Origin of the sequence: Lentzea sp. NPDC003310 (genome assembly GCF_040610935.1) — a bacterium.
Classification (GTDB): Bacteria; Actinomycetota; Actinomycetes; order Mycobacteriales; family Pseudonocardiaceae; genus Lentzea.
In genome coordinates this window covers 146213-168258 of the sequence record NZ_JBEXNC010000011.1, presented here as the reverse complement: position 1 = coordinate 168258, position 22046 = coordinate 146213, and the positions used below count along the sequence as shown (strand labels likewise).

Annotated in this window: 23 protein-coding genes; 7 read left to right on the top strand and 16 right to left on the bottom strand. The window is 68.4% G+C overall.

The window, feature by feature from the left end; all coding sequences use genetic code 11:
- Nucleotides 1-6: 6 nt before the first annotated feature.
- The 3 genes from ABZX02_RS23845 to ABZX02_RS23835 all read right to left on the bottom strand — a co-directional run bounded on the left by ABZX02_RS23845 (nt 7) and on the right by ABZX02_RS23835 (nt 3875).
- Complete coding sequence (locus tag ABZX02_RS23845; protein ID WP_355300761.1) at nt 7-1080, bottom strand: ABC transporter permease; 1074 nt, start codon at nt 1078-1080, stop codon at nt 7-9.
- Nucleotides 1080-2660, bottom strand: a complete 1581-nt coding sequence (locus ABZX02_RS23840; RefSeq protein WP_355300760.1) for an ABC transporter ATP-binding protein — start codon at nt 2658-2660, stop codon at nt 1080-1082. Before ABZX02_RS23840 ends, ABZX02_RS23845 begins: the two co-directional genes overlap by 1 nt.
- A gap of 81 nt (nt 2661-2741) precedes the next feature.
- Nucleotides 2742-3875 (bottom strand): BMP family ABC transporter substrate-binding protein, encoded by a 1134-nt coding sequence (locus ABZX02_RS23835; RefSeq protein ID WP_355301060.1) that lies wholly within the window; start codon nt 3873-3875, stop codon nt 2742-2744.
- A 605-nt stretch (nt 3876-4480) separates the two neighbouring features.
- Between ABZX02_RS23835 and sdhC the strand changes: the two genes are divergently transcribed.
- Genes sdhC through ABZX02_RS23815 form a run of 4 tightly spaced genes read left to right on the top strand, consistent with a single transcriptional unit; the run spans nt 4481 to nt 7873 of the window.
- Nucleotides 4481-4903 carry a succinate dehydrogenase, cytochrome b556 subunit gene (sdhC, locus tag ABZX02_RS23830; protein WP_355300759.1) on the top strand — a complete coding sequence of 141 codons (423 nt, stop codon included), beginning with the start codon at nt 4481-4483 and terminating at the stop codon, nt 4901-4903.
- A 3-nt stretch (nt 4904-4906) separates the two neighbouring features.
- Complete coding sequence (locus ABZX02_RS23825) at nt 4907-5314, top strand: succinate dehydrogenase hydrophobic membrane anchor subunit (protein WP_285643312.1); 408 nt, start codon at nt 4907-4909, stop codon at nt 5312-5314.
- Nucleotides 5315-5336: 22 nt separating this feature from the next.
- A complete protein-coding gene (sdhA, locus tag ABZX02_RS23820) occupies nt 5337-7091 on the top strand; it encodes a succinate dehydrogenase flavoprotein subunit (RefSeq protein WP_355300758.1) in 1755 nt (584 codons plus the stop codon).
- Nucleotides 7091-7873, top strand: a complete 783-nt coding sequence (locus tag ABZX02_RS23815; protein WP_355300757.1) for a succinate dehydrogenase iron-sulfur subunit — start codon at nt 7091-7093, stop codon at nt 7871-7873. The genes sdhA and ABZX02_RS23815 overlap by 1 nt, the downstream gene beginning before the upstream one ends.
- Nucleotides 7874-8270: 397 nt before the next feature.
- On the opposite strand, the gene ABZX02_RS23810 is transcribed toward ABZX02_RS23815, so the two are convergent.
- Both ABZX02_RS23810 and ABZX02_RS23805 read right to left on the bottom strand, forming a co-directional pair.
- The gene (locus tag ABZX02_RS23810) at nt 8271-9185 is read right to left on the bottom strand and encodes a hypothetical protein (protein WP_355300756.1); all 915 of its coding nucleotides are present in this window, start codon (nt 9183-9185) and stop codon (nt 8271-8273) included.
- Between the two features lie 39 nt (nt 9186-9224).
- A complete protein-coding gene (locus ABZX02_RS23805) occupies nt 9225-9383 on the bottom strand; it encodes an LPXTG cell wall anchor domain-containing protein (RefSeq protein ID WP_355300755.1) in 159 nt (52 codons plus the stop codon).
- Between ABZX02_RS23805 and ABZX02_RS23800 the strand changes: the two genes are divergently transcribed.
- Nucleotides 9373-9867 carry a hypothetical protein gene (locus ABZX02_RS23800; protein WP_355300754.1) on the top strand — a complete coding sequence of 165 codons (495 nt, stop codon included), beginning with the start codon at nt 9373-9375 and terminating at the stop codon, nt 9865-9867. The genes ABZX02_RS23805 and ABZX02_RS23800 overlap by 11 nt on opposite strands.
- 97 nt (nt 9868-9964) lie before the next feature.
- Here ABZX02_RS23800 and ABZX02_RS23795 read toward each other — a convergent pair whose 3' ends face one another.
- Both ABZX02_RS23795 and ABZX02_RS23790 read right to left on the bottom strand, forming a co-directional pair.
- Nucleotides 9965-10315, bottom strand: coding sequence for a hypothetical protein (locus ABZX02_RS23795; RefSeq protein ID WP_355300753.1), 351 nt, complete (start codon nt 10313-10315; stop codon nt 9965-9967).
- A 10-nt stretch (nt 10316-10325) separates the two neighbouring features.
- Nucleotides 10326-10553, bottom strand: coding sequence for an SCO4848 family membrane protein (locus ABZX02_RS23790; RefSeq protein WP_030478462.1), 228 nt, complete (start codon nt 10551-10553; stop codon nt 10326-10328).
- Nucleotides 10554-10614: 61 nt separating this feature from the next.
- On the opposite strand from ABZX02_RS23790, the gene ABZX02_RS23785 reads away from it, so the two are divergent.
- Nucleotides 10615-11880 (top strand): D-alanyl-D-alanine carboxypeptidase family protein, encoded by a 1266-nt coding sequence (locus ABZX02_RS23785; RefSeq protein ID WP_355300752.1) that lies wholly within the window; start codon nt 10615-10617, stop codon nt 11878-11880.
- A 57-nt stretch (nt 11881-11937) separates the two neighbouring features.
- Here the strand turns inward: ABZX02_RS23785 and yhjD are convergent, their stop codons facing one another.
- From yhjD to ABZX02_RS23760, 5 genes are all read right to left on the bottom strand, one after another.
- Entirely contained in the window at nt 11938-12924 is a 987-nt protein-coding gene (yhjD, locus tag ABZX02_RS23780) for an inner membrane protein YhjD (protein WP_355300751.1), read from the bottom strand.
- A gap of 37 nt (nt 12925-12961) precedes the next feature.
- Nucleotides 12962-13984 (bottom strand): tryptophan--tRNA ligase, encoded by a 1023-nt coding sequence (gene trpS / locus ABZX02_RS23775; RefSeq protein WP_355300750.1) that lies wholly within the window; start codon nt 13982-13984, stop codon nt 12962-12964.
- Nucleotides 13985-14011: 27 nt separating this feature from the next.
- The gene (locus tag ABZX02_RS23770; RefSeq protein ID WP_355300749.1) at nt 14012-14206 is read right to left on the bottom strand and encodes a hypothetical protein; all 195 of its coding nucleotides are present in this window, start codon (nt 14204-14206) and stop codon (nt 14012-14014) included.
- A gap of 123 nt (nt 14207-14329) precedes the next feature.
- Nucleotides 14330-16852, bottom strand: coding sequence for a bifunctional FO biosynthesis protein CofGH (locus tag ABZX02_RS23765; protein ID WP_355300748.1), 2523 nt, complete (start codon nt 16850-16852; stop codon nt 14330-14332).
- 61 nt (nt 16853-16913) lie between these two features.
- On the bottom strand, nt 16914-18572 hold the full coding sequence (locus ABZX02_RS23760; protein WP_355300747.1) for a TIGR03767 family metallophosphoesterase: 1659 nt from the start codon (nt 18570-18572) through the stop codon (nt 16914-16916).
- A 177-nt stretch (nt 18573-18749) separates the two neighbouring features.
- Between ABZX02_RS23760 and ABZX02_RS23755 the strand changes: the two genes are divergently transcribed.
- A complete protein-coding gene (locus ABZX02_RS23755) occupies nt 18750-19187 on the top strand; it encodes a hypothetical protein (protein ID WP_355300746.1) in 438 nt (145 codons plus the stop codon).
- On the opposite strand, the gene ABZX02_RS23750 is transcribed toward ABZX02_RS23755, so the two are convergent.
- From ABZX02_RS23750 to ABZX02_RS23735, 4 genes are all read right to left on the bottom strand, one after another.
- Nucleotides 19175-19969 carry an exodeoxyribonuclease III gene (locus ABZX02_RS23750; RefSeq protein WP_355300745.1) on the bottom strand — a complete coding sequence of 265 codons (795 nt, stop codon included), beginning with the start codon at nt 19967-19969 and terminating at the stop codon, nt 19175-19177. The two genes, ABZX02_RS23755 and ABZX02_RS23750, sit on opposite strands and share 13 nt — an antisense overlap.
- A gap of 11 nt (nt 19970-19980) precedes the next feature.
- Nucleotides 19981-20199 carry a hypothetical protein gene (locus ABZX02_RS23745; protein ID WP_355300744.1) on the bottom strand — a complete coding sequence of 73 codons (219 nt, stop codon included), beginning with the start codon at nt 20197-20199 and terminating at the stop codon, nt 19981-19983.
- 10 nt (nt 20200-20209) lie between these two features.
- Nucleotides 20210-20521: an SH3 domain-containing protein gene (locus ABZX02_RS23740; RefSeq protein ID WP_355300743.1), complete on the bottom strand. Its 312-nt coding sequence runs from the start codon at nt 20519-20521 to the stop codon at nt 20210-20212.
- Between the two features lie 167 nt (nt 20522-20688).
- Nucleotides 20689-21912 (bottom strand): NADP-dependent isocitrate dehydrogenase, encoded by a 1224-nt coding sequence (locus tag ABZX02_RS23735; protein ID WP_355300742.1) that lies wholly within the window; start codon nt 21910-21912, stop codon nt 20689-20691.
- Nucleotides 21913-22046: the final 134 nt, after the last annotated feature.

Here is a 22046-nt window from a genome sequence, read left to right as displayed (position 1 = left end):
TCGTGATCACGCGGCACCTCCGACAGTTCCGAGCTCACGGCCGACGCGACGCTGTTCGGCGGCGAGCTCGAAGCGGCGCACCACCTCGTAGGCGACGACGACCGACAGGACGATGGAGCCCTGCATGATGGTGACGATCTCCCTGGGCACGCCGACGTTGTCGAGCGCGAGGCCGGACTTGTCGAGGAACGCCCAGAGCAGCGCGCCGAACGCGATGCCACCGGGGTGGTTGCGGCCGAGCAGCGCGATCGCGATGCCCGAGAAGCCGATGCCCGCGGTGAAGTTCAGGCTGAACGTGTGGTCGCGGCCGAGCAGTTCCGGCAGCGAGATGAGGCCCGCGATGGCGCCCGAGAGCAGCATCGAGACGAGCACCATCTTCTTGGCGTTGACACCACCGGCGGACGCGGCCGTGGCGGACTCGCCCGACGCGCGCAGCTCGAAGCCGAACCGGGTCTTGTTCATCATCACCCAGTAGCCGATGCCGAGGGCGATGGCCACGAAGATGAAGCCGAACATCGTGCCGCCGCCCCCGAACGAGATGCCGGGCATCCAGCCGCTCTCCGGGATCTCGGGGGTGCGGATGTTGTTGCCCCGCAGCTCACCGAAGACGTCCCGGCGGATCAGGTAGGCGGACAGGCCGATGGCCAGGCCGTTCATCATGATCGTCGAGATGACCTCGTTGACGCCGCGGGTCACCTTGAGGATCGCGGGGATCGCGGCCCAGGCGGCACCGGCGATCGCGGCCACGATGATGATGACCAGCGTGTGGATGCCGGGCGGCAGCGCGATCGAACCGCCGACGACGGCCGCGATCACGGCCGCGACGCGGTACTGGCCCTCGACACCGATGTTGAACAGGTTCATCTGGAACCCGATCGCCACCGCGAGCGCCGCGATGTAGTAGATGCCCGTCGAGTTGATGATGTCGACGAGCGTCGACCCCTTCCCGACCTGCGTCACCATCGCACCGAACGCGCTGAGCGGGTTGGCGCCGGAGATCACCAGCGCCACGCCGCACAACAGCATCGAGAAGACGATCGCCAACGCGGGCGGCAGGAGTTTGCCGCGCAGGTGTCCCATCAGTTCTCGCCTTCCTCTACCGCGGCGGTCTCGTGAACCGCGGCACTCGTGCTGCCCGCACCGGTCATGGCGCTGCCGAGGTCCTCGGGCGTGACGGTGTTCGGGTCGGCGTCGGCCACCAGGCGGCCGCGCAGCATGACCTTGATCGTGTCCGACAGGCCGATCAGCTCGTCCAGGTCGGCCGAGATCAGCAGCACGGCGAGACCGGCGGCGCGGGCGCGCTTGATCTCGTCCCAGATCAGCGCCTGCGCGCCGACGTCCACACCGCGGGTCGGGTGCGAGGCGATCAGCAGCACCGGGTCGCCGGACAGTTCCCGGCCGACGACGAGCTTCTGCTGGTTGCCGCCGGACAACGCCGCCGCGGGCACGTCGATGCCGGGCGTGCGGACGTCGAAGTCGGCGACGATCCGCTCCGTGTCCTTCTTCGCGCCGTCGGTGTCGAGCCAGACGCCCTTGGCGGTGGGCTTGCGGGTCTGGTAGCCGAGGATCCGGTTGTACCAGAGGGGTTGCGTGAGCAGCAGGCCGTGGCGGTGGCGGTCCTCCGGCACGTAGCCGATGCCCGCCTCGCGCCGGGCGAGCGTGCCCAGCTTGGTGAGGTCCTTGTCCTGCAACGTGATCGTGCCGCTGCCGGCCTTGCGCATGCCCATGATCGTCTCGACGAGCTCGGTCTGGCCGTTGCCCTCGACGCCCGCGATGCCGACGACCTCGCCGGAGCGCACGACCATGTCGACGTCGTCGAGGATCGGCCGCGAGCCGTCCGGGGTCATCAGCTTGAGGCCCTTGACCTCCAGCACGACCGTGTCGGTGACGGTGGACTCGCGGGTCTCCGGGCTGGGCAGCTCGCTGCCGACCATCATCTCGGCGAGCTGGCGCGACGACACCGTCTTCGGGTCCGCGCTGCCCACGGTCGTGCCGCGGCGGATCACCGTGACGGAGTCCGCGATCGCGCGGACCTCGTCGAGCTTGTGCGAGATGAAGAGGAACGTGTAGCCCTGCTCCTGCATGCCGCGCACGGTGTCGAAGAGCTCGTTGACCTCCTGCGGCACGAGCACGGCGGTGGGCTCGTCGAGGATGATCACCTTGGCGCCGCGGTAGAGCACCTTGAGGATCTCGACGCGCTGGCGGTCCGCGACGCCGAGCTGCTCGACCAGGACGCCTGGGTCGACGTTCAGCCCGGTCTTGCCGGAGAGCTCGATGATGCGCTTGCGGGCCTTCTGGCCGATGCCGTGCAGCGCCTCGGCGCCCAGGACGACGTTCTCCTGGACGGTGAGGTTGTCGGCGAGCATGAAGTGCTGGTGCACCATGCCGATCCCGGCCTTGATCGCGTCCGACGGGGTGCGGAACCGCACCTGCTCGCCGTTCACCTCGATGGTGCCCTCGTCCGGCGCCTGCATGCCGTAGAGGATCTTCATCAGGGTGGACTTGCCCGCGCCGTTCTCACCGCACAGGGCGTGGACCTCGCCGCGGCGGACGGTCAGGTGCACGTCGCTGTTGGCGACCACACCGGGGAATCGCTTGGTGATGCCTGTGAGCACCACCGCGGGGTGTTCGTCCGTCCCAACGGACGTGGAACTGCTCATCGTCGAGTGCTCCTCCTACCACGCACCAGGCCCTGTGAGGGCGAAATCCTCACAGGGCCCGGTGGTGGTTTGGCTTTCGGACTACGGCTTGTCCGCGACCTTGATCTTGCCCTCGATGATCTGGGCCTTGTAGCCCTCGAGGATGCCCTGCAGCTTCGCGTCGATCTTGCCACCCGACGTGGCGTAACCGACACCGTCCACCTTCAGGTCGAAGACCTTCGGCAGGCCGGCGAGGTCGTTCTTCGCGACGGCCTTGACGTAGTCGTAGACCGCGACGTCGACGCGCTTGAGCATGGACGAGACGATGACGTCCTTGGTGTCCGCGACGGTGGCCTGGTTGTACTGGTCGGAGTCGACACCGATCGCCAGCACGTTGGCCTGCTTCGCGGCCGAGAAGATGCCCTTACCGGACGCACCCGCGGCCTGGTAGATGACGTCGGCGCCCTTGTCGATCTGGCCCTTCGCGGCTTCCTGGCCCTTCGGGGCGTCCTGGAAGCCCGTGAAGTCACCGGCCGGCGTGATGTACTTCTTCTCGACCTGGATCTTCGGCGCGGCGGCCTTGGCACCCTGGACGTAGCCCGCCTCGAACTTCTGGATCAGCGGGATCTCGACGCCGCCGACGAAGCCGACGTGGCACTTCTTGCTCTGGTACGCGGCGATGACACCGGCGAGGAAGGAACCCTCCTGCTCGGCGAACAGCAGCGGCGTGACGTTGGCGGCGCCCTCGACGGCCGAGTCGACCAGGCCGAACTTGACGTTCGGGAACTCCGCGGCGACCAGCTTCATCGACTCGGCGTAGGCGAAGCCGACACCGATGATCGGGCTGAAGCCCTCGGACGCGAGCTGGCGCAGGCGGGTCTGCTTGGCGGACTCGTCCTCGTTCGGGGCGGCGGACAGCTCGCGCGTGTTCTCCTTCTTCACGCCCATGTCCGCGATGGCCTTGTCCAGACCGGCGGCGGCGGAGTCGTTGAACGACGCGTCGCCACGGCCACCGATGTCGTAGGCGAGACCGATCTTCAGCGCGCTCGCGTCCACCTTGTCGCCTGCGGCGGCGCTGGTGTTCGAGGTGGCCGGAGCACTCGGAGCCTCAGCGAACTCGCAAGCGGCGCCGCTGCCGGTGCCGGAGTTCGTGTTACCGCCACCCGAGTCCTTCGCGCAGGCGGCCATAGTCATCACGCTGGTCAACGCGATCGCGGCGACCGCGACACCACGCATTTGACGACGCACGGCGCGTCTCCTCCCTGAGGTTCCTCCCCAACGACGTTGTTGGGTCCTAGACGCGGCACCGTACCTCTTAGTAACCAACCCCGTTGCCGCCAGCACCTACAAAGACCCCTATCGGTTACGCATTCGACGCTTTGGCCGTACGAGAGGTGATCACTCGTGTTCGGGGCGTGGCGATTTGTCCTCTTGAGGCCCTTCTCCGCACCGATCTTCGTCCGGTTGGAGCAGTTCCGCTCGCCGAGCGGCGCGCGGCCTGCGCTTCGACGGTGGACGAAGTTCCTCCCGATCCCGTTGAACCGCTCGCGGGCCTCCGCTCGTGTGAGTGGCGGCAAGTGCCCTTGCCGACGACGGCGGCCCGGACCAAGGCGGAGGTCCTGGCCGCCGTCCTCTTCGTCCCGGTACAAATGCCCGAAATGTGGCGTGGACCGCATTTCCGAATCGATCCAGACCGCTTGGCCGATCGACAGCGTGTCTCATCGATCACAGAGCGGGTGCGCCTGCTGTCAAGGGTCCAACGTGCGGGACTAGCATTTCCCGGTCATGGTCGGACAGAAGTGTTCACCGACCACCACCACTGACGTTGGAGGCCGCGGCGCATGACCAGCGCAGGCGCACCCGAACGGCCGAGCACCACCCGAGGGGGTGGGACGCTCTACCGCGGTGATCTGGGCATGTGGTCCTGGGTCGCCCACCGGATCACCGGTGTCCTCACGTTCTTCTTCCTCTTCACCCACGTGCTCGACACCGCCCTCGTGCGGGTGTCCCCGAACGCGTACGACGCGGTGATCGAGACCTACAAGAACCCGGTCGTCAACCTCTTCGAGGTCGGCCTGGTCGGCGCGGTGCTCTACCACGCGCTGAACGGCATCCGGGTCATGCTGGTCGACTTCTGGGAGAAGGGCGCCAAGTACCAGCGGGTCATGCTGTGGACCGTGCTGGTCGTGTGGGTCCTCGTGATGATCCCCGGCTTCTACTTCATGATGGAGCGCACGATCTCCGACCTGGTTGGGGGTCACTGAGCCATGTCACTCGCACTCGACAAGCCCCGTCAGCCGCGCCGCCCGGCCGCCCGCCGCGGCAACGGCGAGCTGTACAGCTGGCTGTTCATGCGCCTGTCCGGCCTGCTGCTCGTGGTCCTGGTCCTGGGCCACCTGTTCATCATGAACATCCTCGACGGTGGCGTCCACAAGATCAACTTCGGTTTCGTCGCCGGCCGCTGGGCCTCGCCGTTCTGGCAGTTCTGGGACCTCGCGATGCTCTGGCTCGCGCAGATCCACGGCGGCAACGGCGTGCGGACGGTCATCAACGACTACGCGCGCAAGGACTCCACCCGGTTCTGGTTGAAGATGCTGCTCTACGTGTCGATGGTCCTGATCATCTCGCTCGGCACGTTCGTGATCTTCACCTTCGACCCGAACATCTCGAACTGACCCGCGCGGGGAGCCCACCACAATGCAGTTCCACAAGTACGACGTAGTCATCATCGGCGCTGGTGGTGCCGGAATGCGCGCGGCAATCGAGTCCGGCCAGCGCGCCCGCACCGCGGTGCTCACCAAGCTCTACCCCACGCGTTCGCACACCGGCGCGGCCCAGGGCGGCATGTGCGCCGCCCTCGCCAACGTCGAGGAGGACAACTGGGAGTGGCACACCTTCGACACGATCAAGGGCGGCGACTACCTGGTCGACCAGGACGCCGCCGAGATCATGGCGAAGGAGGCCATCGACGCGGTCCTCGACCTCGAGAAGATGGGCCTGCCGTTCAACCGCACGCCCGAGGGCAAGATCGACCAGCGCCGGTTCGGCGGCCACACGCGCAACCACGGTGAAGCCGCCGTGCGCCGCGCCTGCTACGCCGCGGACCGCACCGGTCACATGATCCTGCAGACGCTCTACCAGAACTGCGTCAAGCACGGCATCGAGTTCTTCAACGAGTTCTACGTGCTCGACATCTGCCTGACCGAGACGGAGAACGGCCCGGTCTGCACCGGCGCCGTCGCCTACGAGCTCGCGACCGGCGAGATCCACGTCTTCCAGGCCAAGTCCGTCGTGTTCGCGACCGGTGGTTTCGGCAAGGTCTTCAAGACCACGTCGAACGCCCACACGCTGACCGGCGACGGCATGGGCATCGTCTTCCGCAAGGGCCTGCCCCTGGAGGACATGGAGTTCTACCAGTTCCACCCGACCGGTCTCGCCGGTCTCGGCATCCTGCTGACCGAGGGTGCGCGAGGCGAGGGCGCGATCCTGCGCAACGCCTCGGGTGAGCGGTTCATGGAGCGCTACGCCCCGACCATCAAGGACCTGGCACCGCGCGACATCGTGGCCCGCTCGATGGCCCTCGAGGTGCTGGAAGGCCGCGGCGCCGGCCCGAACAAGGACTACGTGCTGCTGGACTGCACGCACCTCGGTGCCGAGGTCCTCGAGACGAAGCTCCCGGACATCACCGAGTTCGCGCGGACTTACTTGGCCGTCGACCCGGTCGTCGAGCCCGTCCCGGTCTACCCGACCGCGCACTACGCGATGGGCGGCATCCCGACGAACATCCACGGCGAAGTGCTGCGGGACAACGACAACATCGTCCCGGGCCTCTACGCCGCCGGCGAGTGCGCCTGCGTCTCCGTGCACGGCGCGAACCGCCTGGGCACGAACTCGCTGCTGGACATCAACGTCTTCGGCCGCCGCGCCGGCGTCGCCGCCGCGGAGTACGCCAACTCCCGCGAGTCGCACGTCGACCTGCCGGAGAACCCGGCCGCGAACGTCGAGGCCCAGGTCTCGCTGGCGCTGTCGGAGCACGGCCAGGAGCGCGTCGCGGACATCCGCACCGAGCTGCAGGCCACCATGGACGCCAACGCGTCCGTCTACCGCACCGAGGACACGCTCAAGCAGGCCCTGCACGACGTGCAGGCGCTGAAGGAGCGCTACGCCCACATCTCCGTGCAGGACAAGGGCAAGCGCTTCAACACGGACCTGCTCGAGGCCGTCGAGCTCGGCTTCCTGCTGGAGCTCGCCGAGGTGCTGGTGCACGGTGCCCTCGCGCGCAAGGAGTCCCGCGGCGGCCACGCCCGCGAGGACTACCCGAACCGCGACGACACGAACTTCATGCGCCACAGCATGTTCTACAAGCAGGGCGAGGGTCTCAGCGCGGACATCCGCATGGACTTCAAGCCCGTGACCTTTACCCGGTACAAGCCGATGGAGCGCAAGTACTGATGACCGCCACCGCTGAAACTGCCACCGGCTCGCGCGGCTCGCAGCCCCCGGTTCCGGACGGCGCTGTCACGGTCACCGTGAAGGTCCGCCGGTTCAACCCGGAGTTCGACGACGAGCCGCGCTGGGACTCGTTCGACATCCCCGCGCTCCCGTCGGACCGCGTGCTGAACCTGCTCCACTACATCAAGTGGTACGTGGACGGCACGCTGACGTTCCGCCGCTCGTGCGCGCACGGCATCTGCGGTTCGGACGCCATGCGCATCAACGGCGTGAACCGCCTGGCGTGCAAGGTGTTGTTGAAGGACCTCCTGGAAAAGGGCGACAAGCACACCACGATCACCATCGAGCCCATCAAGGGCCTGCCGGTGAACAAGGACCTGCTCGTCGACATGGAGCCGTTCTTCGAGGCGTTCCGCGCCGTCAAGCCGTACCTCGTGACGTACGGCAACGAGCCGACGCGCGAGCGCATCCAGTCCGTCGCCGACCGCGAGCGGTTCGACGACACGACGAAGTGCATCCTGTGCGCCTGCTGCACCACCTCCTGCCCGGTCTACTGGACCGAGGGCTCGTACTTCGGCCCGGCGGCGATCGTGAACGCGCACCGGTTCATCTTCGACTCGCGCGACGAGGGCGCTGAGGAGCGGCTCGACATCCTCAACGACATCGACGGCGTGTGGCGGTGTCGGACGACCTTCAACTGCACCGACGCCTGCCCGCGTGGCATCCAGGTGACGAAGGCGATCCAGGAAGTGAAGCGGGCGCTGCTGTTCAAGCGCGTCTGAGTTCCTGGCTGCTTCGAAGCGCCGCGTTCCCGTTGGGGGCGCGGCGTTTCGGCGTTCTGGGGGCCGCGGCGGGGCGTTCGGGACGCAGCGGCTCCACTACGGCGGCTCCGCGGCGGCGGCTTCCGAGGCGGCAGGTCCGGCGGCGCGTTGGGGTGCGCCAGCGGGTCGGCTTGGCGGCGCCCACGGTGTCGCCCCGCCTGGGTCGCCCCGCCTCGGTCGCCCGCCAGGGCGTCTCGGCCAGGTCGACCTGCCGCGTCATCACGCCCGCGTCACCCGCCGGGGTCGTCCCGGCTGGGTCACCCCACCCGCGTCACCCGGCCGGATAGTCCCTCCCGTGTCGCTCCGCCTGCGTCACCCCACCCGCGTCGCCCGATCCCGCGCCACACCCCAGGCACCCTCAGCCCATCTCCACCACCCGGACCGGCGGCCGTGGCCGAGCCGCGGCCGCCCGGTACGCAGCCTTCAACTCCTTCCCCACCGCCTCCGCCTGATCCCGCAACCGCGTCGGCAACGTCTGCACCACCAAGATCCCCGCCGCCGCATAACGACTGTTGCGGGCAAGCGTGCGCTCGTAGTCGCGCACCCCGTAGTGGAACGCCCGCGAGTCGATCTCCCACGCCAGCCCCACGTCGTCGTACCAGGCATCGGGCCGCCCGATGATCAGCCCGTCGGCCCCGGCGATCGTCGCGTTCCAGTGCGGCGTGGTCAGCCGGATCCGACGCGACAACCGGCGGGCATCCCGCTCCGCCACCGACTCCGCCCGGCCCAGTTCGCGCAGCACAGAACGAACCAGCTTCGTGCCGTAGCGGTTGGTGCGAGCCTCGGCCGCCAACTCCGCCGGGGTGCAGTGGCCTCGTTGGATCGCGGCGGCGATCAGGGCCGTGGCCTCGTCGACGGAGCGCAGGAAGCGGCACGCGTCCACCACTGCTCGGGCCGCGGACACCACGGGGAAGCCGCCCACGTCGGTGGCAGCGGGTACCGGTGAGGTGCGTTCGAGGATGAGGGAGCCGCTGCCGCGCACGGAGCCGGGCACCAGCAGGTGGATCTCCAGCCCCCGCGCGGGGAGGCCGTGGCGGCGGCACGCCCAGGCGCCCGTCACCACGGCTCCCGGGCCCGCTCTCAGGAGAGCGGCGGTGAGCTGTTGGTCCGGGGTGGGCGGGCCGTTGTGCAGCAGCACGACGCCGGGGTACATGCGCTGCCACGGCCCGCCCGAGGCGCACCGTCGCCACGGGTTGGTGACACCCAGTGACTTCAGGGTGCCGGCACTGATGACGCCGAGATCGCTGCGTTCGCGCAGGTGTTCGATTCGCACGTCATCAGTGTGACGAGGAGCACCGACAGTTCTCGGCGGTCAGCGGCGGGGCTGGCGCCTGGCGCGGTCGAGGAGCATCAGGACCGAGCCGCCGACGAGCATCAGGACGCCGAGCAGCAGCGTCCACACGGGCGAGGTGCCGGTGTTGGCCAGGCGGTTGTCCTGGTGCACCGGAACCGTGTGGGTGGTGGTGGTCACCGGCGGCGTCGTGAGCCACGGTTTCGTGGTCGTCGTGGTGACCGGTGGCGTGGTGGTGCCGGACGTCGTCGTCGAGGTCGGCGGCGTCGTGGTGGACGAGGACGAGGACGAGGTCGTGGTCGTGGTCGACGTCGGCGTCGTGGTCGTCGTCGAGTCGGTCGTCGTCGTGGTCGAGTCGGTCGTGGTGGTCGTCGACTCCGTCGTTGTGGTGGTCGACGTCGTCGTGGTCGTGGACTCCGTCGTGGTGGTGGTCACCGGAGTCGTCGTGGTCGTGTACGGAGTGGTGATGGTCGTGGCCGGGGTGGTCGTGGTCGACGACGGAGGCTCTTCACCTCTCGGCGACGGCGCGCGCCATCCGGGACGGTCTTTCGGGCACCACGCAGCGGCGCACACCTGGCCATCCCCGGAAGCCGTGGCCTCCGGGGCGGCACCGTGCAGTGAGACGACCGTCAACACTGCCCCGGCGGTGAGCACACCGAAATAGGCGATACGTGACATGCCACGGATGGTGGCGCGCGGGTACCGCAAGTCGGGTCAAAAGCAGGCCCACGTCACCCACGAGTGATCACGACATCGCCCGATCAGGTCCAGAAGACCGCGATTCCGACGTTCAGCACGACGAGCGACGCGGCGGTCGGCAGCAGCCAGGACGGCGCCTTCGGCTTGTTCACGTTGATCGCCACGACGGCGGCGATGGCCACCACGACCAGCAGCTTGACGCCGATCTTGATGTGGTCGTACTTCACCGAGTCGACCAGCGGGTCGATGCCGACGAGCGCGATGCCGGTCAGCAGCTGCAGCGCCGCGCCGTGCAGCCAGCCCTTGTTGACCGGCGCGTCCTTGCCGGCCCGGGCCTGCAACATGATCATCGCGACGAGCATGCCCATGCCGAGCAGGTGCAGGAACACCAGCAGCAGGCGTACGAACTCCACAGCGTTTTCCCTATCGACGTCGAGTGGCCAGGAAACCCCGCACGCCCAGCACGCCGATGACGGTGCCGAAGACGAGCGAGGCGATCACGAGCACCAGGTGCACCGTGAAGAAGGCGGTAGGTCCGTCGCTAAACGAACGTGGGTCCTTCCAGATGTTCTTCAGGAACGTGGGCCAGATCACCCACGACCACACTCCGAAAGCCACCAGGAAGAGTGACATCGGGCGCGAGAGCTTCACGTTCACCAGTATCGGACGTGGTGCGTGCAAGCGGCTAAACGGGGGTGGATAGCCTGAACGTGTGCCCTTCCCAAAACGGCTCATCGTCGCCCTGGTCCTAGCAACGGCCACCGCCGCGTTCGCCGCACCGACGAGCACCGCACAGCAGGCCGCCGGCTCGGCGCAGTGCGCTAACCGCGAGACCCCTCCGCCGCCGGTGGACACGTCCGAGCAGCCGGCGCCGGGACAGAAGGCCCCGACCCCGCTCGAGGTGCCCGAGAAGCCCATCGGTGGCGACCGGCTCGGCGAGTGCGGCCTGATCCTGCCGCCGAACTCGGCCCAGCCGCCCAGCGGCATCACCGCCGCCTCGTGGCTGCTCGCGGACATGGACAGCGGCGCGGTCCTCGCCGCGTACGACCCGCACGGGCGCCAGCGTCCCGCCAGCATCATGAAGGTGCTGCTCGCGATGGTCGTCGCCAAGGAGCTCCGCGGCGACCTGGTCGTCACCGCCAGCGCCGAGGACACCCAGCAGGAGTGCACCTGCGTCGGCCTGAAGGACGGCGGCCAGTACACCGTCCGCCAGCTGCTGCACGGGCTGCTGCTCACCTCGGGCAACGACGTGGCGCACACGCTCGCCCGCCAGCTCGGCGGCGTCCCGAACGCCCTGCGCAAGATGAACGCCATGGCCAAGGAGCTCGGCGCCCTCGACACCCGCGCCGTGACCCCGTCCGGCCTCGACGGCCCCGGCACCAGCACGTCGGCCTACGACGTCGGCCTGATCTTCCGCGGCGCCATGAAGTACGACGAGTTCGCGCAGGCCATCAAGCTGCAGCAGTCGCAGTTCCCCGGCCGCAACGGGGGCACGATCATGCTGCAGAACGACAACCGCCTGCTCACGAACTACCAGGGCGCGCTCGGCGGCAAGACCGGCTTCACCGACGACTCGCAGCACACCTACGTGGGCGCCGCGGAGCGCAACGGCCGCCGCCTCGTCGTGGTGCTGCTGCGCGGCCAGCAGACGCCCACGCGGATCGACGCGCAGGCGGGCAAGCTCCTCGACTACGGCTTCGCCATGGGCCCCGGCGGCGTGGGCAAGCTCGTCGACGGCGCCCCGCAGCCCAAGCAGAACGTCGTCCCCACCCAGAGCAGCACCGACCAGGACACCGCGGCGGCCACCGACCCGGAGACCGGCCGTCCCGCGCCGACCGCGTTCGGCACCGTCGGCCTCCCGATCACGGCCGCGGCGGGCATCGGCCTGCTGGCCGCCCTGCTGCTCGTGTTCCGCAACAAGCGGGCCAAGGCGGCCAGGGCACGCCGCCAGGCCGCTCAGGCGGGACAGGGCGTCTGAGACCCCTGGAACGACGGCCCCAGCGCACACGCGCTGGGGCCGTTCTCCTTTCAAGGACTACTTGCGGCGCCAGCGCAGCCCGAGCAAGGCTCCCGCGAGCGCTCCGGCACCGATCATCAACGACGGCGACGGCCCCTGCTTCACGGTCACCACGGGCTGGATCACGGCGGGCGGCGGCGCCTTCACGACCTCCGGCTCGCGGTTCTCCCGCGCGGTGGCCGTCCAGGCCGTGATGAACAGGATGAACTGCGCCACGAGGTTCGCGAACACCAGCACACCGATGACCGACCCGAACGCGGCCGAGGTCGGCGACTTCGTCGTGAACGACAGGAAGATCGTGGCGAGCTGCTTGAGCACCTCGAAGCCGATCGCGGCCGCGAGGGCCCCGCGCACCGCCGAGCGCCAGCCCACGGGCTTGCGCGGCAGCCGGGACAGCACCCAGAGGAACACGAGCCAGTTCGCGAGCAGCGACAGCACGATCGTGCCGATGCGCAGCAGGACGTGCGCCCAGCCGGCGTCCGCGAGGCCCAGCCACTCCAGGATCTGCTCGGCGAAGCCGGTGCCGAGCGCCGTGATGCCGAACGACAGCACGATCGCGAGGCCCAGGCCGACCAACGACAGCAGGTCCCGCCACAGCGTGCCCAGGAACGGCAGCTCCCCCTTGGCCTGGCCCCACTGCGCGGTCAGGGCGTCGCGGAGGTTGCTCATCCAGCCGAGACCGGAGTAGGCGGCACCGAGCAGACCGATGATGCCGACGGTGCCCTTGGACTCCAGGGCGGTGTCGACGGCCTCGTTGATCTGGGAGCGCAGCTGCTGGTCCGGCACCGCCTCGGCGATGCTCTGCCGCAACGACGCGAGCAGGTCCGGCTGCGACTGCAGCACGAAACCGGCGATCGCGAACCCGATCATCAGGATCGGCACGAGGGAGAGCACGCTGAAGTACGTGACCGCAGCGGCGTGCTGGGTGCCGTACCTCTGATCAAAGCGCTCGTACGCACGCATGATGTGGTCGAGCCACGCGTACTTCTGCCGCCACTTGTCCACGATCAAGACGCTAGTGCACTTGCACTAGCCGGGCAGATTACGGCAGCACAAACCCGATCTTCTCGTACGTGCGGCGCAACGTGCCCGCCGCGACCTCACGTGCGCGCTCGGCGCCGGCGGCGAGGATCTTGTCGAGCGTCGCCACGTCGTCGAGGTACGTCTTCACGCGCTCCTGGACCGGCGTGACCCACTCGGTGAAGACCTCGCCGAGGTCCTTCTTCAGGTCGCCGTAGCCCTTGCCGTCGTAGTCGGTGACCAGCGACTCGACCGTGCGGCCGGTCAGCGCCGAGTAGATCGTCAGCAGGTTCGAGACGCCCGGCTTGTTCTCGACGTCGAAGACGATCTCGCGGCCCGTGTCGGTGACCGCGGACCGGATCTTCTTGGCCGAGCGCTTCGGGTCCTCGAGCAGCTCGACGACGCCGCCGGGCACCGACTTGCTCATCTTCGCCGTCGGGTCCTGCAGGTCGAAGATCTTGGCCGTGTCCTTGACGATGTACGCCTCGGGCAGCCGGAACGTCTTGCCGTAGCGCGAGTTGAACCGCGTCGCGAGGTCGCGGGTCAGCTCCAGGTGCTGGCGCTGGTCCTCGCCAACCGGCACGTAGTGCGCCTGGTACAGCAGGATGTCCGCGGCCTGCAGGATCGGGTAGGTGAACAGGCCCACGCCGACGGACTGCTCCTGGCGTGCGGACTTGTCCTTGAACTGCGTCATCCGCGCGGCCTCGCCGAAGCCGGTCAGGCACTGCATGACCCAGCCGAGCTGGGCGTGCTCCGGCACGTGCGACTGCACGAACAGGGTCGCCCGATCCGGGTCGATGCCCAGCGCGAGCAGCTGCGCGGCCGAGACGCGGGTGTTCTGCCGCAGGGTCTTCGGGTCCTGCTCCACGGTGATCGCGTGCAGGTCGACGACGCAGTAGAACGCGTCGTGGGCCTCCTGCAGGGCCACCCACTGCCGCACCGCACCCAGGTAGTTGCCGAGGTGGAACGACCCGGCCGTCGGCTGGATGCCGGACAGGACGCGGGGGCGCTTTACGGGCTCTGCAGGCGCGTTCTCCGTGGACACGGACGAAATCTTCTCAGACCAGGTGGATCAGTTCTGCGCGGTGTCCTGCTGGCCCAGGTCGATGCGCTGGTTGGCCGCGATGACGGGGGCCGGCTTGCGGCGCTTGACCAGGCCGTACACCAGACCGCCGATACCCGCGCCGACCGCGATCAGACCCACGGGACCCGCAGCTGCGGTGCCGGTCATGCTGCTCTCGACCGCCGCGCTCACAACCAGACTCATGCCGTGCACTTGCCGAGCCTCCCCATGGCACAGATCCACCCCGGAACGGGTGAACCTCGCTGACTGATTGGCCGCCAAGCTACCGATCGCCGGTAGCGTCTATGCGCCGAATCAGACTATCGGTCACGGGTGATCGCTTTGCACTCGCCCATATGTCGTAGTCCGCTGACGGGCGTTACGCCCTGCTAGTGAAGCCAGGGTCTCGAGCTCACTCACCGTGCGCGCCGACCCGTGTTCGGACCCGGCCATGCGGCTGATGGTCTCCTCCATCAACGTGCCGCCGATGTCGTTCGCGCCGCCGTTGAGGATCTCCGCCGTGCCCTCGTCGCCGAGCTTCACCCAGGAGCACTGGATGTTGTCGATGCGCCCGTGCAGCGCCAGCCGTGCGAACGCGTGCACGGCGCGGTTGTCCCGTCGCGACGGGCCGGGGCGGGCGACTCCGGCCAGGTAGATGGGGGCGTTGCGGTGCACGAACGGCAGCGCGACGAACTCGGTGAGCCCGCCGGTGCGGTCCTGCAGCCGCGCGAGCACGCGGAAGTGCGTGAGCCAGTGACCGGGGTGGTCGACGTGGCCGTACATCATCGTGCTGGACGAGCGGATGCCCAGTTCGTGGGCCGTGCCGACGACATCGAGCCAGGTCGCGGTCGGCAGCTTGCCCTTGGTCAGCACCCAGCGGACGTCGTCGTCGAGGATCTCGGCCGCCGTGCCGGGGATCGTGTCGAGGCCGGCCTCCTTCAGCTCCGTGAGCCACTCGCGGACGCTCACGCCCGCCTTCGCCGCCGCGGACACGATCTCCATCGGGCTGAACGCGTGCACGTGCATCCCGGGGATGCGCTTCTTGATCGCGCGCACGACGTCGGCGTAGTAGGTCACCGGCAGCTTGGGGTCGATGCCGCCCTGCATGCAGACCTCGGTGGCGCCGTCGTCCCACGCCTCCTGCGCGCGGTCGGCGACCTCTTCGGCTGAGAGCCGGAACGCGTCCGCGTCGCGCTCGCGCTGGGCGAAGGCGCAGAAGCGGCAGCCGACGTAGCAGACGTTCGAGAAGTTGATGTTCCGGTTGACCACGTAGGTGACGTCGTCGCCGACCACCTCGCGGCGCAGGTCGTCGGCGAGGCGGACCATCTCCTCCAGCGCGTCGCCGTCCGCGGTCAGCAGCGCCATCGCGGCGTCGGTGTCGTCGAGGATCGCGCCGGGGTCGTTCGCCGCGATCTTCAGTCCACGTTGGACGTCTTCGGAAAGTCGTTGGGGCGCAACGGGGATCTTCAGCTCGTCCCAGTCGCCGTAGACCTCGTCGAAGTCGCCGCGGCGGTCGCTCGTGCGGCCCTCGGTGTCGATCGCGGTGTTGAGGTCCGCGCGGCCGAACGTGTCGAGGCCGCCGTCGGGTTCCTGCCACTCGCGGCCGGCGACCTCCGCGTCCGGGTTCGCGAGGCCGCTTTCCAGCGCCAGCGCGGAAACGTGGGCCGTGAGCCGCGTGTCGATCCACTGCCCGGCGGCCGCGCGCACGTAGCGCGGGTAGACGTTCAGCCTCTCCTGCAAGGAGAAACCGGCCTGCGCGGTGGTCTGGGCGAGCTGGTCCACCTGGGGCCACGGCTTCTCGGGGTTCACGTGGTCGGGCGTGACCGGCGAGACGCCGCCCCAGTCGTCGACGCCCGCGCGCAGCATGAGGGCGAACTCGCCGCCGACGAGGTTCGGCGGCGCCTGCACGCTCACCGTCGACGGCATCACCAGGCGTGCCACGGCGATCGTCGCCGCGAGCTCGGTCAGGTCGGCGTCGGGCATGCCGCGCATCGCCGTGTCCGGCTTGGCGCGGAAGTTCTGGATGATGACTTCCTGGATGTGCCCGTACTGCTTCGCGACTTGACGCATCGCGAGCAACGAATCGGCGCGCTCGCTGATCGTCTCACCGATGCCGATGAGGATCCCGGTGGTGAACGGGACGTTCACGCGGCCTGCGTCGGTGAGCACGCGCAGCCGGACGGCGGGGTCCTTGTCGGGGCTGCCGTAGTGCGGGCCGCCCTTCTCGCTCCACAACCGCTCGGCCGTGGTCTCGAGCATCATGCCCATGCTGGACGCGACGGGCCGCAGCCGCGTGAGCTCCTCCCAGCTCAGCACGCCGGGGTTGAGGTGCGGCAGCAGGCCGGTCTCCTCCAGCACCGCGATGGCGCTGGCGCGCACGTAGTCCAAAGTGGACTCGTAGCCGCGCGCCTCCAGCCACTCCTTCGCGGCGGGCCAGCGGTCCTCCGGCCGGTCGCCGAGCGTGAACAGCGCTTCCTTGCACCCCTGCGCGGCACCGGCGCGCGCGATCGCGAGCACCTCGTCGCGTTCGAGGAACGCGGCCGGCAGCTTGTGCGGCACGGTCGCGAACGTGCAGTAGTGGCACCGGTCCCGGCACAGCCTGGTCAGCGGGATGAACACCGACCGGCTGTACGTGACGACCCCGGGCCGCCCCTCGGCGAGCAGGTGGGCGTCCCGCACCTTGCCCGCCGCCGTCAGCAACGCGTCCAGGTCGTCCTCGCGCGCGTGCAGCAACACGGCCGCCTCGGTCGCGTCGAGCACGGCACCGTCAGCGGCCCGGCGCAGCGCACGCCTCATGGCCGCCGCGCTCGGACGGGGCTGCGGTGGGGTTAGCGAGATGTCCACTGCCACGTAAACGACCTTAGGCGGAGGAAATTCCTGACCGCGTCGTGACGGCTGTGGGACATCCCACTCAGCGGACGGCCACGAGCAGCTCGGTGTTGCGGTCGAGCGGCGTGCCCAGCGGGTTCGTCCGCGAGTGGATGTCGTTGTAGGTGATCTCCCGGCACAGGCTCGCGAGGGCCGCGTCGGACCGGTCGTCGTAGTCGACCCGGTACGGCGCGTCGGCCTCCAGCAACGTCGTGAACAGCGACAACGTGCCGTCACCGTTGTCCGCCACCTCGATCACGCGGGCGTGCTGCGGGAAGTCGACGTGGGCGGCGGTGTTGATCTCCCAGAAGCTCCTGCTCGCCGTGTCGTGCCGGTGCGGGGTGATCACGTTGCGGTGCGTGTGCCCGTTGACCCACGCGAGCACGTTCGGGAAGCGGTGCAGGAGGTTCACGAGCGCGTCGCCGTTCACGCGCGGGTCCAACGGCCGCCGCTTGTCCGGCAGCACGTTGCCCATCGTCGAACTCGTGTGGTGACTGAAGAGCACGAATAGCTCGTCGGTGACGTTCTGCCGTTGCGGCAGACCGAGCCAATCGTAGTAGAGCGAACTGTTGCGCTTGAGGGTCTTCTCGATCCAGTTGAGCTGATGCAGCCCTATCGAGCCCGTGGAGAACCCCGCGAGGTTCGTGGTGTCCATGCTGATGCCCGTGACGCCAGGCGCCATCCGGAACGTGTAGAAGACGTCAACCCCGTCCGCGTTGGCGTCCGTGTACCCGTGTCCACCGGTCTGCAGATGCTTGCGCACGAACTCACCAGTGCTGAAGAGCCTGCGGCGGTCGTCGGGCGTCACGGTCCGTACAACACCACTCGTGCCGAGGATCGCCATCGCTTCCGGAATCGCCGCAGGATCGTGGAACGCCTTCGCGACCTTGGCGTTCTGCACGGGGTCACCGAACCCAACGATCTTGTTGCGCCCGGTGTACCAGCCGTCGAGCAGCCCGTCCGGCAACGCGCCGACCACGCTGTCGTCGTGGTTGCCGATCGTCGAGTACCAGGGGATGTCCAGCCCGGGACTGGTGAACGTGCGGACGGCGGCGTCGAGCAGACCTGCGAGCTGCGGGAAACCCTTCGCCTTGTAGTCGTCCGCACCGCTGAGGTCCGGCTGCCAGTACGTGCTGATGCCGGCGTTCTGCACACCTTCGTACCGGCTGTCGCCGGTGTTGGGCGTGATGCTGCCGCCGTTGAGGACGGCGAGGTACCAGTCGAGCTCTACGTTCTCGTGGTTGTCGGTGTTGTCGCCGGTCGTCATGAGGAAGTCGAAGGGCCTGCCGGTCAGCGGACCGTTCTTGACGGCGTTGACCCTCCGCACGAGGCTCGTCGACCCCTGGGTCGTGAGCGCCTCCTGCGGCCGGTGCGCGCTCGACCCCATGACCGGGTGCAGGTACTCGAACCGCAACGGACTCTGCGCGTCGCAGATGTGCATGTCGCTGAACTGCACGAAACTGGCGAGCGCCCTACGCCTCGCCTCGCGGTTGGGCTTGGCCTGCACGAGGTCGCCGCGCACGACCGTCGGCCATCCCGGCCCCGCCGTGAGCCTGCGGTAGCCGCTGGTGCCGATCGGCGTGGCCGTGGCGTCCAGCGTCGTGCCCGCGGTGGACGCAAACGCTTGGCGGTCGAGCAGCGGGACGCCTGCCGCGCCCATCGCCGTCGCCAGGAGGAAAGACCGCCGGTTGAACCCTGCCATGTGCCGCCCCCGATTCATCGATGGTGAATCGTGTTCATGTTCGGGGAGCCGGTGGGTGGAATCGAGGGGTCAGGTGGGTGACAAGAGCGATAAAGGCTGGTCGGGCTGGGCCAGACGGATCACTTGCAACGAGCAGGTCGCGGTTGACGTTGAAGCTCCGACACAGGGGGGTGCGGCATGGCGAGAGACGACAACAACGACACGTCCGCGGCGGTCGCGTTCTTCGTGGGCCTCGTCCTCCTGCTGATCGCCGTCCCCATGGCGCCGACGGCCTTCAAGGTCGGCTTCGACCTCGGGACGCCGGGCACCTACGTGGTCGGTGACGTGCCGGAGTGCTCAGTGCGCTGCTACACGCGCACGGGCACGTTCGTCAGCGACGACGGCAAGATCAGGCTCTCCGACGTGCACGTCCGCAACGGGATGCCGCGCGGGCTGAAGAAGACCGACACGATCCGCGCGTTCGACATCGGCGCGAAGGGCGAGGTGTTCACGCACGCCGGGCAGGCCGGCTACCCGTACGGGGTGCCGGTGATCCTCGGGGTGCTGGGCGTGGCTGGGGTGGTCTTGGGCGTGCAGCACGAGTGGTCGAGGCGGCAGCGCCGTCAGTCGCCGTAGACGACGGTCACCGGCGCGTGGTCCGACCAACGCTCGCCATAGGTGGCCGCCCGCTCCACCACAGCGGTCAATGCCCGCCCAGCCAGCCCATCCGTCGCCACCTGGTAGTCGATCCGCCAACCAGAGTCGTTGTCGAACGCCTTCCCGCGATAAGACCACCACGAGTACGGCCCAACCACGTCAGGGTGCAAAGCCCGCACCACGTCGTGATACCCGGAAGCGAACACAGAGGTCATCCACTCCCGCTCATAAGGCAGGAACCCGGACTCCTTCTGGTTCGTCTTCCAGTTCTTCAGGTCCGCCTGCTGGTGCGCGATGTTCCAGTCACCGCACACGAGCACCTCACGCCCCGACACGGCCGCCTTCTCGCGCAGCGACACCAGGTACGGCAGGAAGGCCGCCATGAAGCGGTCCTTCTCGTCCTGCTTCTCGGTGCCGACGTCCCCGGACGGCAGGTACAGCGACGCGACGACGACGCCCGGCAGTTCGATCTCCAGGTAGCGGCCGCTCGACTCGAACTCCGAGACGCCGAAGCCCACACGGACCGAGGTCGGCTCTACGCGCGAGAGGATGCCCACGCCCGCGCGGCCCTTCAACGACGAAGGTGCGTACACGCCGTGCCAGCCGTCGGGCGAGTGGACCTCCGGCGCCAGTTCCGAGGGTTCCGCGCGGACTTCCTGCAGACACACCACGTCCGCCGAGGACGAGGCGAGCCACTCCAAGTAGCCCTTCTTCGCGGCAGCGCGCAGACCGTTGACGTTGACCGTGGAGACCGTGAGCACGACGGGAGAGCCTACTGGGAGGCCAGGCCCCAGGGCTTCGGGTACTCGGCGCCGCAGCCGGCGCAGTGCGCGGTCAGGTCGAGGTAGCCGACCAGCGTCGCCATCTCGTCGCGGGGCAGCGCGAGCTGGCGCTCGCCGTAGACCTCCGTGTACAGGCCCTGCCACTCGGGCTCGCAGGAGCACTGCGTGACGCCCTTGCCCCTGCCCCACCGGAACATGTTCCGCAACATGCCCGCGAGTTTACTTGCAGGTCGAGTCGCTGGTCAGCGCTACGAAGGACTGGCTGACCCAGCGGCGGTCGCTGAGCATGCGGTAGCCGTTCTCGACGCGGGCCTGGGCGTCGGCCACGGCGTCGCGCTGCATGGTCGAGACGATCGGCTGCATGTCGCCGGGGCCGGACCGGACGTTGAGGATGTCCGCGGTCACGGTGACCTTGCAGATCTCCGCGCTCTTGTCGCTGCCCATCGGCTTGCCGCCGTTCACCGCGTACATCACGCCGGCGACGCCGAGCACGCCGATGACGATCAATCCCCGAACCGGTACACCCAACATGGCGCTGCCTCCGCACACAAAAGCCCTGGAACAGCAGATATAGCGGCTGCAGGACCTGTGTGGACGGCTCCGCGCGGCAACCACCCGCAAGAGGAACCGACCGGGTGACGCGCAACGAAAAAGGCCACCCCGGCGTGACCGGGGTGGCCCTTCTCAGCACACGGACGTCAGAAGGACGCCATCTTCTTCTTGAGGTTCTCGTCCAGCGCGGCGAGGAAGTCCTCGGTGGTCAGCCACTCCTGGTCCTTGCTGATCAGCAGGGCCAGGTCCTTGGTCATCTGACCGGCCTCGACCGTCTCGATGACGACGGACTCGAGCGCCTCGGCGAAGCGGATCACCTCGGGGGTGTTGTCCAGCTTGCCGCGGTGCATGAGGCCGCGGGTCCACGCGAAGATCGACGCGATCGGGTTCGTGGAGGTCGGCTTGCCCGCCTGGTGCTGGCGGAAGTGACGCGTCACGGTGCCGTGCGCGGCCTCGGCCTCGACGGTCTGGCCGTCCGGCGTCATGAGGACCGACGTCATCAGGCCGAGCGAGCCGAAGCCCTGCGCGACCGTGTCGGACTGCACGTCACCGTCGTAGTTCTTGCACGCCCAGACGTAGCCGCCCTCCCACTTCATCGCGGCGGCGACCATGTCGTCGATCAGGCGGTGCTCGTAGACGAGGCCCTTGGCGTCGAACTCCGCCTTGAACTCCTCGTCGAACACGCGCTGGAAGATGTCCTTGAACTGGCCGTCGTAGGCCTTCAGGATCGTGTTCTTCGTGGACATGTAGACGGGGTAGCCCCGCTGCAGGCCGTAGGAGAACGAGGCGCGGGCGAAGTCCTCGATGGACTTGTTGTAGTTGTACATGCCCATCGCCACACCGCCCTCCGCCGGGAACTCGGTGACGACGTGCTCGATCGGGTCCGAGCCGTCCTCCGGCTGGAACGTGATCGTGAGCTTGCCGGCTCCGGGCACCTTGAAGTTGGTGGCCTTGTACTGGTCACCGTGCGCGTGACGGCCGATGATGATCGGCTTCGTCCAGCCCGGGACCAGGCGCGGGACGTTCGAGATGATGATCGGCTCGCGGAAGACGACACCGCCGAGGATGTTGCGGATCGTGCCGTTCGGCGAGACCCACATCTTCTTGAGGCCGAACTCCTCGACGCGCGCCTCGTCCGGCGTGATCGTGGCGCACTTGACGCCGACGCCGTGCTTCTTGATGGCGTTCGCGGCGTCGATCGTGACCTGGTCGTCCGTGGCGTCCCGGTGCTCGATGCCCAGGTCGTAGTACTCCAGAGTGACGTCCAGGTACGGGTGGATCAGCTTGTCCTTGATGAACTGCCAGATGATCCGGGTCATCTCGTCGCCGTCGAGCTCGACGACGGTGCCCTGAACCTTGATCTTGCCCATAACTCCGGGCGCTCCTCTCGCGACGATGCAAGCAAGACAAGCGTACTGGTAGAACGCCCGGCTGTACCTGCGACCCTGGTTACACCGATTCAGGCGCACCATAGCCCCCGCGTGGCCGCCCAGCAGCGCACGCG

Excerpts from the sequence above, each read along its gene's own strand:
- ABZX02_RS23845 (WP_355300761.1), bottom strand. The coding sequence starts at position 1,080 with ATGGGACACCTGCGCGGCAAACTCCTGCCGCCCGCGTTGGCGATCGTC.
- ABZX02_RS23840 (WP_355300760.1), bottom strand. The coding sequence starts at position 2,660 with ATGAGCAGTTCCACGTCCGTTGGGACGGACGAACACCCCGCGGTGGTG.
- ABZX02_RS23835 (WP_355301060.1), bottom strand. The coding sequence starts at position 3,875 with ATGCGTGGTGTCGCGGTCGCCGCGATCGCGTTGACCAGCGTGATGACT.
- sdhC (WP_355300759.1), top strand. The coding sequence starts at position 4,481 with ATGACCAGCGCAGGCGCACCCGAACGGCCGAGCACCACCCGAGGGGGT.
- ABZX02_RS23825 (WP_285643312.1), top strand. The coding sequence starts at position 4,907 with ATGTCACTCGCACTCGACAAGCCCCGTCAGCCGCGCCGCCCGGCCGCC.
- sdhA (WP_355300758.1), top strand. The coding sequence starts at position 5,337 with ATGCAGTTCCACAAGTACGACGTAGTCATCATCGGCGCTGGTGGTGCC.
- ABZX02_RS23815 (WP_355300757.1), top strand. The coding sequence starts at position 7,091 with ATGACCGCCACCGCTGAAACTGCCACCGGCTCGCGCGGCTCGCAGCCC.
- ABZX02_RS23770 (WP_355300749.1), bottom strand. The coding sequence starts at position 14,206 with ATGAGTCTGGTTGTGAGCGCGGCGGTCGAGAGCAGCATGACCGGCACC.
- ABZX02_RS23760 (WP_355300747.1), bottom strand. The coding sequence starts at position 18,572 with ATGGCAGGGTTCAACCGGCGGTCTTTCCTCCTGGCGACGGCGATGGGC.
- ABZX02_RS23755 (WP_355300746.1), top strand. The coding sequence starts at position 18,750 with ATGGCGAGAGACGACAACAACGACACGTCCGCGGCGGTCGCGTTCTTC.
- ABZX02_RS23745 (WP_355300744.1), bottom strand. The coding sequence starts at position 20,199 with ATGTTGCGGAACATGTTCCGGTGGGGCAGGGGCAAGGGCGTCACGCAG.
- ABZX02_RS23740 (WP_355300743.1), bottom strand. The coding sequence starts at position 20,521 with ATGTTGGGTGTACCGGTTCGGGGATTGATCGTCATCGGCGTGCTCGGC.
- ABZX02_RS23735 (WP_355300742.1), bottom strand. The coding sequence starts at position 21,912 with ATGGGCAAGATCAAGGTTCAGGGCACCGTCGTCGAGCTCGACGGCGAC.